Origin of the sequence: Sphingopyxis microcysteis (genome assembly GCF_012274265.1) — a bacterium.
Lineage (GTDB): Bacteria > Pseudomonadota > Alphaproteobacteria > Sphingomonadales > Sphingomonadaceae > Sphingopyxis > Sphingopyxis microcysteis.
In genome coordinates this window covers 366,295-382,567 of record NZ_JAANYY010000003.1, presented here as the reverse complement: position 1 = coordinate 382,567, position 16,273 = coordinate 366,295, and the positions used below count along the sequence as shown (strand labels likewise).

Here is a 16,273-nt window from a genome sequence, read left to right as displayed (position 1 = left end):
TGGCAGCGCGAAGCGCTGACGGAGGGGCAATGACGCTGGCGTCGCGGCCCCTCCACCCCTCGCCTGCGGCGAGCGGTCCCCCTCCCCACGGCTTCGCCGCAGGGAGGATAGGATTTCCGCGCGCCGCTTGGCGCGCTATGCCGAGCGCGATGAAACCCCGCCGCACCAAAATCTATTTCGACGGCGGGTGCCGCCCCAATCCCGGCGCGATGGAGATTGCCGTCGTGATCGGCGGCGTCGCGGCGATCGACCGCGCGGCGGGGACGGGCAGCAGCATGGACGCCGAATGGCTGGCGCTGATCGCGGCGCTGCGGCTGGCGCAAGCGCGCGGCCTCAGCGACTTTGTCTTGCTGGGCGATGCGGCGGCGGTGGTCGCGCAGGCGAATGGCGCGGTTGCGGCGCGCCACGGGGCTGCGGCGCATCTGGCAATATTCCGGGGCTTGGTCGGGGACGGCCCGACCCCGCGCGTCCGTCATGTCAAGCGCAGCCAGAATCTGGCGGGCATTGCGCTGGCGCGGCGCTGACCCGCGATAGCATCCGATCTGGTTGCAAATCTGTACTAGTTCTTGCAAGGGGAAGCGTGGCTATCCCGATGCAATATAATGAAAGAACGGTGCGTTGAAGCCGACCCATCCCTTGCCCGTGCATCACAGCTGGCCGCTGTATGAACGCGAACGCTATTTCGAGCTGGGTCGGCTGCACGGCGCCGATACGCTCGACGCGGTGGCGAACAGCGGCGATATCGCCGCGGTGGAGCGGTTCGGACCGGGGCTGCCGGGCTGGTGGGAATGCGATCTGGCGGCGGGCAACCGGCTGAGCTGGTCGAACGAGGTCTTTGATATTTTCGGCCTGCCGCGCGGCGCCGCGGTGACGCGCGCCGAGGCCGCCGGGCTGTACGAGGAGGGGTCGCGCGCGGCGATGGAGAAATTGCGCGCTTATGCGATCAAGCATCGCCGCGGCTTTACGCTCGATGTCGAAATCCGGCCGACCGCGGCGCCGCCGCGCTGGATGCGTTTGATCGCCGCGCCGCTGTGCGTCGATGGCGCGATCGTCAAATTGCAGGGTTTGAAATTCATCGTTCCGGGCGGCGCCTAGCGCCGCGCGGCGATCGCCGACCAATGGCGGCTTTGGACGACGAAGCGTTGCTGGGCGGCGGCAAGTGGCGCCTCCGGCTCGACCGGGCCTGATAAACCAACGGTCTGCGCCAGCGGCGTTGACCTGATTTAACCATCGTCACAAGCCGAAATCCACGGGTGTTGCGGGCGTGACCGCGCGCGCGCCCGATTCTCCAATCCGCATCACCAGGGGCGTTCGGCGCATATGAAATTTTTTAATCGGTTCGGTTCGGCCGCGCATGACATGGCCATCGATCTGGGGACCGTGAATACCGTCGTCTATGTCCGCGATAAGGGCATCGTCCTCAACGAACCGTCGGTCGTCGCGCTGGAAACGCGCGACGGGGTGCGGCGGGTGAAGGTCGTCGGCAACGAAGCCAAGCTGATGATGGGCAAGACGCCGAGCAACATCCAGGCGATCCGGCCGCTGCGCGACGGGGTGATCGCCGACATCGACGTCGCCGAACAGATGATCAAGCATTTCATCGAAAAGGCAAAGGGGGGCGTGGGCGTGCTGCGTCAGCGCAGCAATGTCGTGATCTGTGTGCCGTCGGGATCGACGATGGTCGAACGCCGCGCAATCCGCGACGCCGCATCGAACGCCGGTGCGGTGTCGGTACAGCTGATCGAGGAATCGCTGGCGGCGGCGATCGGCGCCGGGCTGGACGTCACCGCGCCGCTGGGGGCGATGGTCGTCGACATCGGCGGCGGCACGACCGAGGTCGCGATCCTGTCGCTGGGCGGCATCGCGTACAGCAATTCGGTGCGCGTCGGCGGCGACAAGATGGACGACATGATCTCCTCGTACATCCGCCGCAAACATAATCTGATGATCGGCGAAATGACCGCCGAACGGGTCAAGCTGGCCGTCGGCTGTGCCGTGGCGCCCGAGGGCGAGGGTATGATCATCGCGGTGAAGGGCCGCGACCTGGTCAACGGCCGACCGGCGGAAGTGCAGGTCAGCGAGGCCGAGATCGCCGAAGCGCTCGCCGAACCGGTCGGGCAGATCGTCGCCGCGGTGCGCGCCGCGCTGGAACAGACGCCGCCCGAATTGTCCGCCGACATCATCGACGAAGGCATCACGCTGACCGGCGGCGGCGCGCTGCTGCGGCGGATGGACGTCGCGATCGCCGAAGCGACGGGATTGTCGGTGCGGGTGGCGGACAATGCGCTGATCTGCGTCGCGATGGGCGCGGGGCAGGCGTTCGAGGACCGGTCGTACCATGGGGTGCTGATCGCGGCTTGATTTTGGCTGGACGCCGATGGGCCGATAGGGGGAGGTTTCCAGGCTGCCCTCTATTCCCGTTCGTGTCGAGCGAAGTCGAGACACGCGAGGTCATGCACGATGTCAGCGCGTCTCGACTTCGCTCGACACGAACGGATTTCAAACGACAGCTTGCCCGCAAACAATCAGTATCTGACCTTCTTCAGTCAGGCGTAAGCGTCGATCGCGGCGAGGTGCGCCGCCTTTGCGGCGTCATCCAGAAATGACCCGGTGAAGCTGTTCCGCGCGAGGGTCAGCAGGTCGCCTCTCGACAGGTCGAGCGCGTCGGCGACGGCCTGATAGTTGGCGTTGACATAGCCGCCGAAATAGCTGGGATCGTCGCTGTTCACCGTGGCGTGCAGTCCCGCGTCCAGCATGGTTTTCAGCGGGTGCGCGGCGATGTCGTCGACGACGCAGAGCTTCAGGTTCGACAGCGGGCAGACGGTGAGCGTGATGCCCCGGGCGGCGAGGCGTGCGACGAGGGCGGGGTCTTCGAGGCTGCGGTTGCCATGATCGATGCGGTCGACCTGGAGCAGGTCGAGTGCTTCATACACATAGGCGGGCGGGCCTTCCTCGCCCGCATGCGCGACAATCTTCAGGTCGAGGGTGCGGGCGCGCGCGAAGACGCGTTCGAACTTGGCGGGCGGGTGGCCGACCTCGGAGCTGTCGAGACCGACGCCGTCGATGCGGCCCAGATATGGCACTGCTTCGTCGAGGGTCGCCTCGGCGTCGGCTTCGCTGAGGTGGCGGAGGAAGCACATGATCAGTTTCGAGGTGATGCCGAAACGCGCCTGCGCATCGTCGAGCGCGCGAGTGATGCCGGTGATCACAGTGCCGAACGCAACGCCGCGCGCGGTATGCCCTTGCGGGTCGAAGAAGATTTCGACGTGGCGCACCGCATCGGCATGCGCGCGAGCGAGGTAAGCGGCGGTGAGGTCGTAGAAGTCTTGCTCGGTGATCAGGACGCCCATCCCCTGATAATAGATGTCGAGAAAATCCTGGAGGTTCGAGAAGGCGTAGGCGGCGCGGACCTCTTCGACATTGGCGAAGGGGATGGCGACGCCATTGCGCTGCGCGAGCGCGAACATCAGCTCGGGCTCCAGCGAGCCTTCGATGTGCAGGTGCAGTTCGGCCTTGGGCAGCGCGGCGATGAAGGTGGCGCGGTCGGCGGCGGAGGCGAAACCGTCAGGCACCGGCGTGTCCTTCCTCGCGCAGGATGATCGCCGCTTCGGGCTTGTGCTGGCGGATTTCGTCGATCGTCAGCCCGTCGATTTCGTGCGGAAAGATCAGCCACTGGTCGGTTTCGTGAACGAAGAAATCGGGACGGAGGTCGGTGACGTTGCGTCCGGGTTTGAACCAGACGGTCGCGATGCGGATGTCGCGCGGCATGTTGTGGCGGCAGCGCGCCTTGAGCTCGGCGATGAAGGCGCGGATGCTGCGGCCGCTATCGAACACATCGTCGATGATCAGCAGCCGGTCGTCGGGATCGAGCGTGTCGATCAGATAGCCCAAGGCGAACACCTTCACCTCGGGATCCTGCCGGTCGATGCCGTGGTAGGATGAGGTTCGGATCGCGATATGGTCGCAATGCTGGCCGTGATAGTCGAGCAGCTCCTGCACCGCGATGCCGACCGGCGCGCCGCCGCGCCAAATGCCGACGAGGTGGGTCGGTTTGAACCCGCTATCGATGACCTGCATCCCCAGCCGCAGCGAATCGGCGAGGAGGTCGTTGGCGCTGATGAAGATCTTGTCGGCGGTCATGGCCGAGGGGTAATCGGGCGGGGCGGCGTCCGCAAGGCGGGTTAGCGGTAACTCCCGTCAGTCGGGTGCGGCTTGTGGTCCCAGCTCGGTGCGCAGGAAGGCGCGGATCTTGGCCCAGCTGTCGGCGCGCGCCGCGGCATTGCCGGCTTCGGTGCCGCCGAGCTGTGCCCAGTTTCGGCGCGTCTTGGCGTCGGTAAAGGGCGCCCCCATCACGCCATGTCCGGCATCCTGGTATCGCAGCACGATCGGCTCGGGCGCTGCATTCTTGGCGGCGCGCGCTACGATCTGGTCGGTCATCGGGCAGCTGGGCCATAGTTTTTCGGCCTCGCCGCAAACGAGCATCAGCTTGCCCTGAAATTTCTCGACCGGGATGACGGCGGCGGGATTGGCGTTCACTTCCTTGAGGCCGTTGACGAATACCGGCATCAGCCCGTCGGCACCGGGTCGGCCCTTATAGGCGAGATGCGGCAGCGGTTCGCCCTTTTCGCTCCACGACGAGCTGAACGATCCGAACATGTAATTTTCGCCCGACATGCCGTCCCACACGACGCTCGACGGCATACCGAGCACCGCGGCGCGAACCCCCGGATAGCGCGTCGCGACGACCAAGCCTGCCTCGGCGCCCTTCGAATAGCCGATGATGCCGATCCGGCCGGGATCGACCCCGGGCTGCTGCTTGAGCCAGTCGAGTCCTTTGTAGAAATCCTCCAGCGGAATATTCTTGAGCTTGGCCGATTTTCCCGGTGCGTTGTGATACGCCAGTTGCAGTATGTTATAGCCCTGCGCCTGCAGCAACAGCGCCAGCGCGTGCATGTCCTTGCCCAGGCCGCCTTCGGAGCCGCCCAGCAGCAATATAGCGGGCGAGGGACCGGACCCCTGAGCGGGGAAATAATTGGCAAGAATGCCGTTGTTCGCCACGCGCTGGCCGGTGGGCCCCGCATCGACGATCCGCGCCGGTTTCGGCGGCTGGACGATCATCCACGCCGCGCCGCCCGCGCCGACAACAACGAGCGCGCCCAGCAGTCCAAGCGTGATTTTCCATTTGCGTTTCATCGTCGCCCTTCCCGTCCAACTGTATTATCCATATAGAACAGTTTCCGGGTTGGCGACAAAAAAGGGGCCGCTCGCACGGCCCCATTTGTACTAGTGCATGGCGATCAGCCTACCAGCCGCGCCGCATATACCTCGCGCAGGCGCACGAAATTGTCCCAGTGCGGGGTGGCTTGCGTGCCGCGGAGCTTTGCCTCCAGCACATCGACATGCGCGTGCCAGCCGGCGATGACGTTGAGCAGGACGGCGGGGTCGGTCACGCGGTGGTGGGTGATCGTCAGCAGCACCTCGTCGCCCCGCGGTTGCAGGGTGAAGGTTACCCCGCCGGTGCTGCCCCAGCTGATCGCCAGCCGGTGCGGGGCGTCGCATTCGAGCACTTCGCACGTCATGCGATGCTCGTCGCCCATGGCTTCGGGGCGGGTGCCGGGGGGATCGGTCAGCTCGTCGTTGCGCCACACGAGATCGACCGCGGCGCCGACCTTTTCCTCCATCGCGCCCGCGGCGAGCCACTGGCGGCGCAGGTCGCTGTCGACGAGATAGGACCAGATGCGCTCGATCGGGCCGGGGAGCAGGCGCTCCAAGGTGAGGGTCGCATCCTCGCGGACCACGCCATAATCTTGGGCTGTCGTCATGATAGTCATTGTCATTCTCCTTCTTTCCCGGGGAGGGTTGGTTTGACGGGAGGCGTCCCCGAATTGGGCGCGCGCAGCAGCGCTTCGAGCGTGTCGAGGCGGTCGGTCCAGAAGCGGCGGTAGATGCCGAGCCACTGGTCGGCCGACATCAGCGGCGCCGGATCGAGGCTACAGATATGGGTGCGCCCGCGGACGTCGCGGCGGATCAGCCCCGCGCCCTCGAGTACCTTGATATGCTTCGACGCCGCGGCGAGCGACATGGCGAAGGGCGCGGCGAGGTCGCCGACGCTGCGCTCGCCGGTGGCAAGCTCGCCGAGCATGGCGCGCCGCGTTGCGTCGCCGAGCGCGTGGAAGATCGTATCGAGAGCGAGCGAATCATGTTCAACCATGTGGTTTAATATGACGTGGCCAATTTTATTGTCAACCGTTTGGTTGAATTATTTGACGTCGATCCCGGCAATCCGGTTTCCGGCGTCTTCGCGGTAGGGCGTCCAGTCGGCGGGGCATGTTTTCACCGCCCTTGGCAATCCCTGCATGCCCTCGGTCACCCAGCAATCGTTGAAGATCGAGCAATAGCAGGAACGGACCTTGAGCTTCCACCGTTCGCGGTTGAACTTCTGCCACACCTGTTCGGATGCCGGGCTGCGCGGAAAGCTGATGAATTCGAGCGTCTCGCCCGGGCGTACCGCCACCCCGCTGGACGGCGAGGTGGAAAAACGCAGCGCCTGCGCCGGGGTGTTGGTGCAGCACGCCCGCAGCAGTTCGAGCGGCGTGGCGATCGGCTTGCCTTCATATCGGATTTCGATGGGGCCGAGGATCGCGGGGCCGACACCATTGTTCGTCAGTGACAGCGCAATATCCTGATTGCCGTCCGCGTCGCCGTTGCTTGTGCCAAAGGTGACGAAGGGCATCACCCCGCCGGTCTGCATCTTTTGCGTCGCATCGGCCTGGACAAAGGCAAACCAAGCGAGCGCGAGCGACGCGATCAGCGCGGGCAGGCCGATCAGGAAATGCGCGATCGTGATCAGCGGCAGATAGCGGAGCAGGCGCGATGCGGTCTCGGTCGCGGCGGCGGCGCTGGGGGCTGGATCATGGTCGGGCGTATCGGGCATGCTTTTCCCCTGTGTGGTCCATGTGGCGCAGTTGGCGTGTGACCTAGCCGGATTTCGGTTCCTTTCCAACGACCCCTGAGATCAGAAACGGCGCGGCGTCGGCGCGCAGGGGGCGATACCCCCGCCGGGGCGCGGCAAATTTCGGCTTTCGTGCCATGGGCGATCGGATCATAAGCGGGGGATGTTGACGATCCTTCTTTCGCTCGCCCTGACGGCGCAGGCTGGTCCCGCCGTCGTGACCACGCCGCCGGGTACCGGCCCGACCGTCCGGCCGATGATGGCGCCTCCGCCCCCGCCGCCGCCCTTGCCGGTGCCGGTCGTCGCGCCCGACACGCGGCCCTATGTTGCGCTGGTCACCGACCTTGGCACGATCACCGTGCGGCTCGAAAACAAGCGGGCGCCGGTGACCAGCGCCAATTTCCTCCGCTATGTCGATGCCAAGCGGATGGACGGGTTCAAATTCTATCGTTCGACCAAAAGCTGGGGGCCGGCGAACCAGCTGGTGCAGGCGGGAAATCGCGGCGATGCGCGCAAGAATTTCCCGCCGATCGCGCACGAGCCGACCAAGACCAGCGGGCTGACCAACTGCAGGGGCGCGCTGTCGATGGCGCGGCTGAACCCCGGCGATGCCACGACCGATTTTTTCCTGCTGCTGTCGGACATCAAGGGGTTCGACAGCGACGCACCGGGCGGCGACGGGGCGGGCTTTGCGGTGTTCGGCGAAATCGTCAGCGGCGCCGATGTCGCGGCGGCTATCTTCAACGCGCCCATCTCGCCCACGGCCGGTGAGGGGGTGATGAAGGGCCAGATGCTGGAGCCGCAGGTCACGATCAAGACCGCGCGCCGCGTTGCCGCGCCCGCCGATGCGCCGAAAGGGTGCGTGGTAAAGGCGCCGTAAATCTGCGGCGAACCACCCATCATTTATTTTGCGTTCATCGGCGCTGTGGCTATACCGCGCGCATGACTCATCGCACCCCTTCGCGCGCCGCCGTGCGCCTGCTCGCTGCCGCTCTGGTTATTACCCCCATGCTGGCGGCCTGTGGCGGCGCCGGGGTCAAGAAAGACACGCGCTATGTCGCGCGCGACGTCAACACGCTGTACCGCGCCGCGCAGGATCGCCTCGATCGCCAGCAATATGGCGTTGCCGCGGCGCTGTTCGACGAGGTCGAGCGTCAGCACCCCTATTCGCCCTGGGCACGCCGCGCGCAGCTGATGAGCAGCTTCAGTTACTATATGGACCGCGAATATACGCCCGCGATCGAGGCGGCGCAGCGTTTCCTGGCGATCCATCCGGGCAACAAGGACGCGCCCTACGCTTATTATCTCATCGGGCTCAGCTATTATGAGCAGATCAGCGATGTGACGCGCGACCAAAAGATCACCCAGCAGGCGTCGAACGCGCTGGGCGAGGTGATCCGCCGCTATCCCGACAGCCGCTATGCCGCCGACGCGCGATTGAAGATCGACCTGGTGCAGGACCATCTGGCGGGCAAGGAAATGGAAATCGGCCGTTTCTATCAGCGCAGCTCGAACTGGCTCGCGGCGTCGATCCGCTTCCGCGAAGTCGTCGACAAATATCAGACGACCAGCCACGCGCCCGAGGCGCTGTACCGCCTGACCGAATGCTATCTGTCGCTCGGCATTCCCGCCGAGGCGAAGAAGTCGGCGGCGGTGCTGGGCGCCAACTATCCGGGCAACGAATGGTATGAGCGCGCGTACAAGCTGATGCAGAAGCACGCGCCGAGCGCCTGATTGCGCCGGGAATAGATTCTGCCTTTGTTCTGCGGTAAGGACGGCCTGTGCTGACCGCTTTGTCCATCGCCAACATCGTTCTGATCGAACGGCTCGACCTCGATTTCGCGGGCGGGCTGGGGGTGCTCACGGGCGAGACCGGGGCGGGCAAGTCGATCCTGCTCGACGCGCTGGGACTTGCGCTCGGCGCGCGCGCCGACAGCGCGCTGGTGCGGCAGGGAAGCGGGCAGGCGCAGGTCACCGCCAGTTTTGTTGCCCCCGCGGCGGGAACCCCGCTTGCCGTGCTGCTCGCCGAAAATGAGATTGCGCCCGAGCCGGGCGAGCCGCTCTTGATCCGCCGCACGCTGAAAGCCGACGGTGGCAGCCGCGCCTTTTTGAACGACCAGCCCTGTTCGGCGGCGCTGCTGCGCGAAGTGGGCGGGCATCTGGTCGAAATCCACGGCCAGCATGACGATCGCGGCCTGCTCGCGCCCGCCGGACACCGCGTGCTGCTCGATAGCTATGCGCGCGCGAACACAGGTGCGGTCGCCGCGGCGCATGTTGCATGGCGCGCTGCCGAGGCACGGCTTGCCGCCGCGCGCGCCGCGATTTCGGAGGCCGAACGCGACCGCGAGTGGCTCGAACATTGTGTCGCCGAACTGCAGGCGCTGGGCCCCCAGCCCGGCGAGGACGCCGAACTTTCGGAAGCGCGCGCAGCGATGCAGAAGGGCGAGCGGCTCGCGGGCGACCTGGGCGCGATCATGGAAGCGTTCGAGGGCAGCGAGAGCGGTCCCGCGCAGCTCCGCGGCGCGGCGCGGCGGCTCGACCGGCTGGCGGGCGACCACCCGCTGCTCGCCGAAGCGCTGGCGGCGCTTGACCGCGCGATCATCGAGGCCGACGAGGCCGAGGGCAAGCTCCACGAAGCGGCGCGCGCGATGGAATATGATCCCGAACGGCTCGAGGCGACCGAGACGCGTTTGTTCGAACTGCGCGCCATGGCGCGCAAACATGGCGTCCAGCCCGACGAGCTCACCGAACTCACCGGGACGCTCGCGGCGCGGCTCGATGCGATCGAGGGCGGCAGCGCGGGGCTGGCAAAGCTCGAAGCGGCGGTGGCCGAAACCGCTGCCGCCTATACCCATGCGGCAAGCGCGCTCTCCGACCAGCGCAGCAAGGCCGCGGTCCGCCTCGATGCGGCGGTGGCGAGCGAGCTGGTGCCGCTGAAGCTCGACGCGGCGCGGTTTCAGACGCTGGTCGAACGGCTGCCCGCCGAGCGGTGGGGACCGGACGGCATGGACCGCGTCGAATTCCTCATCTCGACCAACCCCGGCGCGCCCTTCGCGCCGCTCGCCAAGATCGCATCGGGCGGCGAATTGTCGCGCTTCATCCTCGCGCTGAAGGTCGCGCTCGCCGAAGAGGGCGGCGCCGACACGATTATCTTCGACGAAATCGACCGCGGCGTCGGCGGCGCGGTGGCGAGCGCGATCGGCGAACGGCTGGCGCGGCTGGCAGGCGCCGGAAAACAGCTTCTTGCGGTGACGCACAGCCCGCAGGTGGCGGCAAAGGGCGCGGCGCATTTCATCATCGCCAAATCGAGCGAGGGCGTTGTCACGCGCACCAGCGTCCACGCGCTCGACGAAGCCGGACGCCGCGAAGAAATCGCCCGTATGCTGTCGGGGGCCGAGGTGACCGAGGAAGCGCGGGCGCAGGCGGAAAGGCTGTTGGAGGTGATATGACCGGCGGGGCGGAGCAATATCGACGCGAGGGCTATTTGGGCCTCCCGAGCTTCTGCTCGACCGAAGTGACGCACGCGTTGCTCAGCACCCTAAAGACCGATCTTGTCCGGGGCGGGGTGTCGTTCGACCAGCTGAAGCGCAAACATGACCTGCTCACCGCCGAAGCGGTCGAGGTCTATGGCATGCAATATATGCCGCTATCGACCTTTCTCTGGGGTATGACCCCGGCGATCAGCGCGCTCGTCGAGCACGATCTCCGACCGACCTATTGCTATTTCCGCATGTACCGCCAAGGCGACGTTTGCCGTATTCATTCGGACCGCTATGCCTGCGAACATAGTCTCTCGCTGATGCTCGCGGCGAGCGACAACAAACCTTGGCCGCTCGAGGTCGGGGCGCAGCATATTGAGACGCCGCGCCAGCGCGCCGATCCCGATTTTGGTGACGAGGCTTATGGCGCGGTGCCGATGCTGCCCGGCGATGCGGTGCTTTATCAGGGGGTCCATCGCCTGCACGGACGGATGACGCCCAACCCCAACCGCTGGTCGGCGCATCTGTTCCTCCACTGGGTCGATCCGGAAGGACCTTATGCCAACAATGCGTTCGAGGGTGTCAATATCCTGCCGACCGCAGCACTGGCGATGGAACGTGCCTGACACGATGCCCGCGCACCCGCTCGATCGCCCGGTCTGGAGCATGCTCACCGGGCGGCAGGCGCATCTCGCCACCGGCGACGCGCGCGCGCTGCGCCTCGACCGCGGCTATGGCGTGTTCGGCGTCGCTGCCGACACTGGCGCCGCGGCGCAGGAGGCGTTGGCGGCGCTCATTCCTCTCGGTGAGGATCTATGGATCGTCGAGGGCGACCCATGGCCGCTGCCGCCCGGGGCGCGCGAAGTGAAGCGCGCCGCGCTGACCCAGATGGTCGCCGAGGGGCGGCCGCCAGAGCCGCGGCCGGGCGAGCCTGCAATCGTCGCGCTGGGCGATGCCGACGCCGCCGAAATGGCGGCGCTGGCTGCCCACGCCCAGCCCGGCCCATGGGGGCCTAAAACGCACCTGTACGGGCCGTTTTACGGCGTTCGCGAGGAGGGCCGTCTGCTCGCGATGGCCGGGCAAAGGATGCTGATGCCCGGCATGGCCGAGGTCAGCGGCGTCGCCACCTGGGAAGATTGCCGTGGCCGCGGGCTCGCGCGGACGCTGATCGGTCATGTCATGCGTCAGATGGTGGCGCGCGGCGAACAGCCCTTCCTGCACAGCTACGCCGACAATGCGGGGGCGATCGGCCTCTATGAATCACTCGGCTTTCGAATCCGGCGCGAGGTGCACGTGCTGGCGATCGTCCGCGCATGAACCGCCGCGAACATCTGGCGGCGTTACTGGCGATGGCGGCGATGGTGCTGCCGCACCGAAAACTGCAGGCGCTGGAGGCGCAAATGGAAGAAGTGATTCCCGAATATGGGCTGATCGGCCAGATGCTGGCGCAGCCCGGCCAGCGCGCGGCGCTGGTCGCGATCCTGTCCGAAGCGACCGACGCGATGCCCGGCAACATGGGCTATCTGATCGGCGAGGACAGCGCGAATGCGGACGCGATCTGGATCGTCGAGCTGTGGGACACCAAGGCGTCGCACGCTGCCTCGCTCGAGCTACCCGCGGTGCAGGCCGCCATCAACAAAGCGCGCCCGCTGATCGCCGGATTTGGCACTCGCGCCGAGTTCAAGCCGGTGGCAAAAGCGCGCGCATGATCGAGATTGAATCGCTGACCGAAGCCGACGCCGCCAACGAATTGATGCGCCTTGCCAAAGCGATCGCGCGTCATAACAAGCTCTACCACGCCGAGGACAGTCCGGAGATTTCGGACGCCGACTATGACGCGCTGGTGCGCCGCAACAATGCGCTGGAGGCGGCCTTCCCGCACCTGATCCGCGCCGACAGCCCGAACCGGCTGGTCGGCGCGGCGGTCGAGGCGTCGCCGCTCGCGAAAATCACCCATGCGCAGCGCATGATGAGCCTCGACAATGCGTTCGCCGACGAAGATGTCGCCGAATTTGTCGCGCGGGTGCGGCGGTTCCTCAATCTGCCCGAGGACGCGGAGGTCGCGCTGACCGCCGAGGACAAGATCGACGGATTGTCCTGTTCGCTGCGCTATGAACGCGGCAAACTGGTGCAGGCCGCGACGCGCGGCGACGGCAGCGTCGGCGAGGACGTCACGGCCAATGTCCGCACCATCGCCGATATTCCGCAGGAGCTGGACGGCGCGGTTCCCGACGTGTTCGAGATCCGCGGCGAGGTCTATATGGCGAAGGCCGACTTCGCCGCGCTCAATGCCCGGCTGCTCGCCGAGGCCGACGATCCCGAAAAGGCGCGCCAGTTCGCCAATCCGCGCAACGCCGCGGCGGGGTCGCTACGCCAGAAGGACGCGAGCGTCACCGCGTCGCGTCCGCTGCGTTTCCTGGCGCACGGCTGGGGCGAGGTGAGCGACCTGCCCGAGACGACGCAGTTCGCCATGATGCAGCGCATCGCGGCGTGGGGCGTGCCGGTGTCGCCGCTGTTGACGCGGCTGGAGAATGTTGCCGAGGTCCTCGCGCATTACCGGATGATCGAGGCCGAGCGCGCCGAGCTGCCCTATGACATCGACGGCGTCGTCTATAAGGTCGACCGGCTCGACTGGCAGACGCGGCTGGGTTTTGTGGCCAAGGCGCCGCGCTGGGCGATCGCGCATAAATTCCCCGCCGAACGCGCGCAGACCACCCTCGAGGCCATCGACATCCAGGTCGGGCGCACCGGCAAGCTGACTCCGGTCGGGCGACTGACCCCGGTGACGGTCGGCGGTGTTGTCGTGTCGAACGTCACCTTGCATAACCGCGACGAGATCGGGCGACTGGGCGTGCGTCCGGGCGACCGGGTGGTCGTGCAGCGCGCAGGGGACGTGATCCCGCAGGTGGTCGAAAATCTGACCCGCGATGAGGCGCGCGATCCCTATGTCTTTCCCGACCATTGCCCGGTGTGCGGCAGCGAGGCGGTCGCCGAGGAGGGCGAGGTCGATGTCCGCTGCACCGGCGGGCTGATCTGCGCGGCGCAGAAGTTCGAGCGGCTGCGCCACTTCGTCAGCCGCGGCGCGCTCGACATTGACGGGCTGGGCGAAAAGAGCATTGCCGAGTTTCTCGAGCTCGGCTGGCTCGACAAGGGACCCGCCGATATTTTCCGGCTGCACCGGCACCGCGACGAGTTGCTCATGCGCGAGGGGTGGAAGGAAAAGTCGGTCGACAATCTGCTCGCCGCGATCGAGGCGAAGCGGGCGCCCGACGCCGCGCGGCTGCTGTTCGGGCTGGGCATCCGCCATATCGGCGCGGTGACCGCGCGTGACCTGCTGAAGGGCATCGGCGACATAGCGCTGCTGCCCGCCAAGGCCGCCGAGATCAACGCCTATGTCGCGGCCAACCCGCGCGGCGAGGGCGAGTCCGAGGGCAAATATGCAGCGCGGAAGCTGGAGGCGATCAAGGCGATCCTCGAGGTGCGCGCTGACGGCATCGGCCCCGCAGTCGCCGAGGCGCTGGGCGATTTTTTCCACGAACCGCATAATCGCGCGCTGTGGGATGATCTGTTGTCCGAAGTGTCGCCACCGCCGTTCGTGGTCGAAACGCGCGACAGCGAGGTGTCGGGGATGACGGTGGTGTTCACCGGCAAGCTGGAGACGATGAGCCGCGACGAAGCGAAGGCGCAGGCCGAAGCGCTGGGCGCCAAGGCGGCGGGATCGGTGAGCGCGAAGACCGACCTGGTGGTGGCGGGGCCGGGCGCGGGATCGAAGCTCAAGCAGGCGGCGGCGCTCGGGATCAGGGTGATCGACGAGGCCGAGTGGGCGGCGATCGTAGCGGCGGCGGGGTGATGATCCTCCCTGTCGCGGAGCGATGGGGAGGGGGACCGCCGCGAAGCGGTGGTGGAGGGGCGTTGCGACGGGGGCGCCATAGCCCCTCCGTCAGTCCTTCGGACTGCCACCTCCCCATGGCTTCGCCACAGGGAGGATTGTAAGCACGGTGCGCGTGGTCATAGACGAGGCCGCGCAAATGGGGTTGGGGGGGCCAAATGGCGAAACGCGACTATCTGAACCACCTGATGCGCGACCTGGAATCGCATACCGAGGTGCGACGCTTTGGCAGCGGGTGGCTGTCGGGCTTTTTCGCGCTGCTGTTCGCGATCGTCGGCTTCGGCATGGTCGTCGCGCTGCGCTTTCCCGACTGGTTCGCGACGCCGGAACTCGCGATCATCAAGGATTGGGGCGGGTTTCGCGGACTCGTCCACCTGATGCTGTTGGTGAGCTACGGGCTCGCATTGCTCAGCTTGCTGCTGCGTCCGCGCAAGGTGCTGGGTGCGACCGCGCTGATGATTGCGCTCGCCGCGACGCTGATCGGCGGCGCGAATGTCCAGCCCGAGGAGACGCGAAGCTGGGGGATTTTCTTCGGGCTCGACTTTTTCGTCGTCAACCTGCTGATCACCGGCTTTATGTTCGCGCCGCTCGAACGCCTGTTCCCGCACCGCCGCGCGCAGCGCCTGTTCCGCACCGAATGGCGCGAGGATCTGTTCTATTATCTGGTCAGCACGATGTTCGTGCAGGTGCTGGGTTTCCTCGCGCTCGCGCCGTCGACGATCATCAACGAAAATACGTCAAGCTGGCAGGCGTTTCGCGCCGGGGTCGCGTCGCTGCCGTGGCTGGTGCAGTTCGTCATCGTGCTGGTCGCGTCGGACCTCGCGCAATATTGGTACCACCGGCTGTTCCACAAAATACCGTTCCTGTGGGGTTTCCACGCGATCCACCACAGCGCGAAGTCGATGGACTGGCTCGCGGGGTCGCGGATGCACTTTGTCGAGATCATCCTGCTGCGCTCGATCACTTCGCTGCCGCTGTTCACCTTGGGGTTCAGCCCGTCGGTGATGCAGGCGTATATCGGCTTCGTCTATGTCTGGTCGTCGCTGCTCCACGCCAATGTCGGGGGCAATTTCAACCGGCTGGGCCACTGGATCGCGACGCCGCGCTTTCATCACTGGCACCATGGGCTGGAACGCGAGGCGTTCGACGTCAATTTTGCGATCCATTTCCCGTGGCTCGACAAGATTTTCGGAACTTTTCACCTGCCCAAGGACCGCTGGCCGGAGAATTATGGCATCCCGGAGGACGTGCCGAAAAACTATTGGGGGCAGTTCCTCTATCCGTGGACGCGGACGGGGAAAAAGATCGACGAGACGCCGGCGGCGTAGTTTCGGTTTTGATCACCGTAGCCCTGAGCCTGTCGAAGGGCGCTTCTCGGTGAGGCGCCCTTCGACAGGCTCAGGGCTGCGGTTCCATACTTGCCACGCCCGCCCAGTGGCCATAAAGGCCGCCGCGTGAGCCTGCTCGCCGCCTTTCGCCGTCCCGGCATCCTGTTGCTGTTGCCGCTGCTGCTCGCAATCGCGGCGCGGGTGCTGGTGGCGCCGGGGTGGATGATCGAGAGCGATGCCGGCGGGTCGATTACCGTGCGCATCTGTTCGGACCCCGCCAACCCCGGTGGGACGATCGAAATCCCGATCGAAAAGGCGGGCACCCACGATGCGGGCGAGACGCAGCAGCATTGCCCGTGGGGCGCGCTGGCCAATGCGCCGATCGTTCCGGATGAACCGATTTTGGCCGCCGCGCCGATGGTGGCGGCGCCGATTCCCGCTGCGGTGCGGGCGTTAGGCTTTGCTCCCGGCATAGCCTCACCGCTGCCGCCGAGTACCGGACCCCCTTCCCAGGCCTGATATGTCGCTCCGGCGGAAGCCGGAGCCTCGCCGCTGCGCATTGATGCGACGGTGAGATCCCGGCGTTCGCCGGGATGACGTTTTGAGACGTCGCGTTGGCCATGCC

18 protein-coding genes are annotated in these 16,273 nt (G+C 66.2%); 12 read left to right on the top strand and 6 right to left on the bottom strand.

What is annotated here, in order from left to right; genetic code table 11:
• Positions 1-149: 149 nt before the first annotated feature.
• The 3 genes from G9408_RS09670 to G9408_RS09660 all read left to right on the top strand — a co-directional run bounded on the left by G9408_RS09670 (position 150) and on the right by G9408_RS09660 (position 2,361).
• Entirely contained in the window at positions 150-524 is a 375-nt protein-coding gene (locus G9408_RS09670) for a reverse transcriptase-like protein (RefSeq protein WP_168453803.1), read from the top strand.
• Positions 525-642: 118 nt separating this feature from the next.
• On the top strand, positions 643-1,095 hold the full coding sequence (locus tag G9408_RS09665; protein WP_328804430.1) for an SH3 domain-containing protein: 453 nt from the start codon (positions 643-645) through the stop codon (positions 1,093-1,095).
• 225 nt (positions 1,096-1,320) lie between these two features.
• On the top strand, positions 1,321-2,361 hold the full coding sequence (locus G9408_RS09660; RefSeq protein ID WP_168453801.1) for a rod shape-determining protein: 1,041 nt from the start codon (positions 1,321-1,323) through the stop codon (positions 2,359-2,361).
• A gap of 185 nt (positions 2,362-2,546) precedes the next feature.
• On the opposite strand, the gene G9408_RS09655 is transcribed toward G9408_RS09660, so the two are convergent.
• From G9408_RS09655 to G9408_RS09630, 6 genes are all read right to left on the bottom strand, one after another.
• Positions 2,547-3,572, bottom strand: coding sequence for an adenosine deaminase (locus tag G9408_RS09655; RefSeq protein ID WP_168453800.1), 1,026 nt, complete (start codon positions 3,570-3,572; stop codon positions 2,547-2,549).
• Entirely contained in the window at positions 3,565-4,140 is a 576-nt protein-coding gene (locus G9408_RS09650) for a phosphoribosyltransferase (RefSeq protein ID WP_168453799.1), read from the bottom strand. Before G9408_RS09650 ends, G9408_RS09655 begins: the two co-directional genes overlap by 8 nt.
• A 57-nt stretch (positions 4,141-4,197) precedes the next feature.
• Positions 4,198-5,193 (bottom strand): acyl-CoA thioester hydrolase/BAAT C-terminal domain-containing protein, encoded by a 996-nt coding sequence (locus tag G9408_RS09645; protein ID WP_168453798.1) that lies wholly within the window; start codon positions 5,191-5,193, stop codon positions 4,198-4,200.
• Between the two features lie 104 nt (positions 5,194-5,297).
• Positions 5,298-5,831, bottom strand: a complete 534-nt coding sequence (locus tag G9408_RS09640; protein WP_168453797.1) for an SRPBCC family protein — start codon at positions 5,829-5,831, stop codon at positions 5,298-5,300.
• A gap of 2 nt (positions 5,832-5,833) precedes the next feature.
• Positions 5,834-6,211, bottom strand: a complete 378-nt coding sequence (locus G9408_RS09635; RefSeq protein WP_168453796.1) for an ArsR/SmtB family transcription factor — start codon at positions 6,209-6,211, stop codon at positions 5,834-5,836.
• A gap of 48 nt (positions 6,212-6,259) precedes the next feature.
• Positions 6,260-6,934 carry a hypothetical protein gene (locus G9408_RS09630; RefSeq protein ID WP_168453795.1) on the bottom strand — a complete coding sequence of 225 codons (675 nt, stop codon included), beginning with the start codon at positions 6,932-6,934 and terminating at the stop codon, positions 6,260-6,262.
• Positions 6,935-7,115: 181 nt separating this feature from the next.
• Here G9408_RS09630 and G9408_RS09625 point away from each other — a divergent pair, with 181 nt between their 5' ends.
• The 9 genes from G9408_RS09625 to G9408_RS09585 all read left to right on the top strand — a co-directional run bounded on the left by G9408_RS09625 (position 7,116) and on the right by G9408_RS09585 (position 16,167).
• Positions 7,116-7,832 carry a peptidylprolyl isomerase gene (locus G9408_RS09625; RefSeq protein WP_168453794.1) on the top strand — a complete coding sequence of 239 codons (717 nt, stop codon included), beginning with the start codon at positions 7,116-7,118 and terminating at the stop codon, positions 7,830-7,832.
• Positions 7,833-7,894: 62 nt separating this feature from the next.
• Positions 7,895-8,686, top strand: coding sequence for an outer membrane protein assembly factor BamD (locus G9408_RS09620; protein ID WP_168453793.1), 792 nt, complete (start codon positions 7,895-7,897; stop codon positions 8,684-8,686).
• Between the two features lie 47 nt (positions 8,687-8,733).
• Positions 8,734-10,401 (top strand): DNA repair protein RecN, encoded by a 1,668-nt coding sequence (recN, locus tag G9408_RS09615; RefSeq protein ID WP_168453792.1) that lies wholly within the window; start codon positions 8,734-8,736, stop codon positions 10,399-10,401.
• Positions 10,398-11,057 (top strand): hypothetical protein, encoded by a 660-nt coding sequence (locus G9408_RS09610; RefSeq protein ID WP_168453791.1) that lies wholly within the window; start codon positions 10,398-10,400, stop codon positions 11,055-11,057. The genes recN and G9408_RS09610 overlap by 4 nt, the downstream gene beginning before the upstream one ends.
• On the top strand, positions 11,050-11,748 hold the full coding sequence (locus G9408_RS09605) for a GNAT family N-acetyltransferase (RefSeq protein ID WP_328804428.1): 699 nt from the start codon (positions 11,050-11,052) through the stop codon (positions 11,746-11,748). The genes G9408_RS09610 and G9408_RS09605 overlap by 8 nt, the downstream gene beginning before the upstream one ends.
• Positions 11,745-12,140: a putative quinol monooxygenase gene (locus G9408_RS09600; protein WP_168453790.1), complete on the top strand. Its 396-nt coding sequence runs from the start codon at positions 11,745-11,747 to the stop codon at positions 12,138-12,140. The genes G9408_RS09605 and G9408_RS09600 overlap by 4 nt, the downstream gene beginning before the upstream one ends.
• Entirely contained in the window at positions 12,137-14,281 is a 2,145-nt protein-coding gene (ligA, locus tag G9408_RS09595; RefSeq protein ID WP_168453789.1) for an NAD-dependent DNA ligase LigA, read from the top strand. Before G9408_RS09600 ends, ligA begins: the two co-directional genes overlap by 4 nt.
• 197 nt (positions 14,282-14,478) lie before the next feature.
• On the top strand, positions 14,479-15,648 hold the full coding sequence (locus G9408_RS09590; RefSeq protein ID WP_168453788.1) for a sterol desaturase family protein: 1,170 nt from the start codon (positions 14,479-14,481) through the stop codon (positions 15,646-15,648).
• Positions 15,649-15,774: 126 nt separating this feature from the next.
• A complete protein-coding gene (locus G9408_RS09585) occupies positions 15,775-16,167 on the top strand; it encodes a DUF2946 family protein (protein ID WP_168453787.1) in 393 nt (130 codons plus the stop codon).
• Positions 16,168-16,273 lie beyond the last annotated feature (106 nt).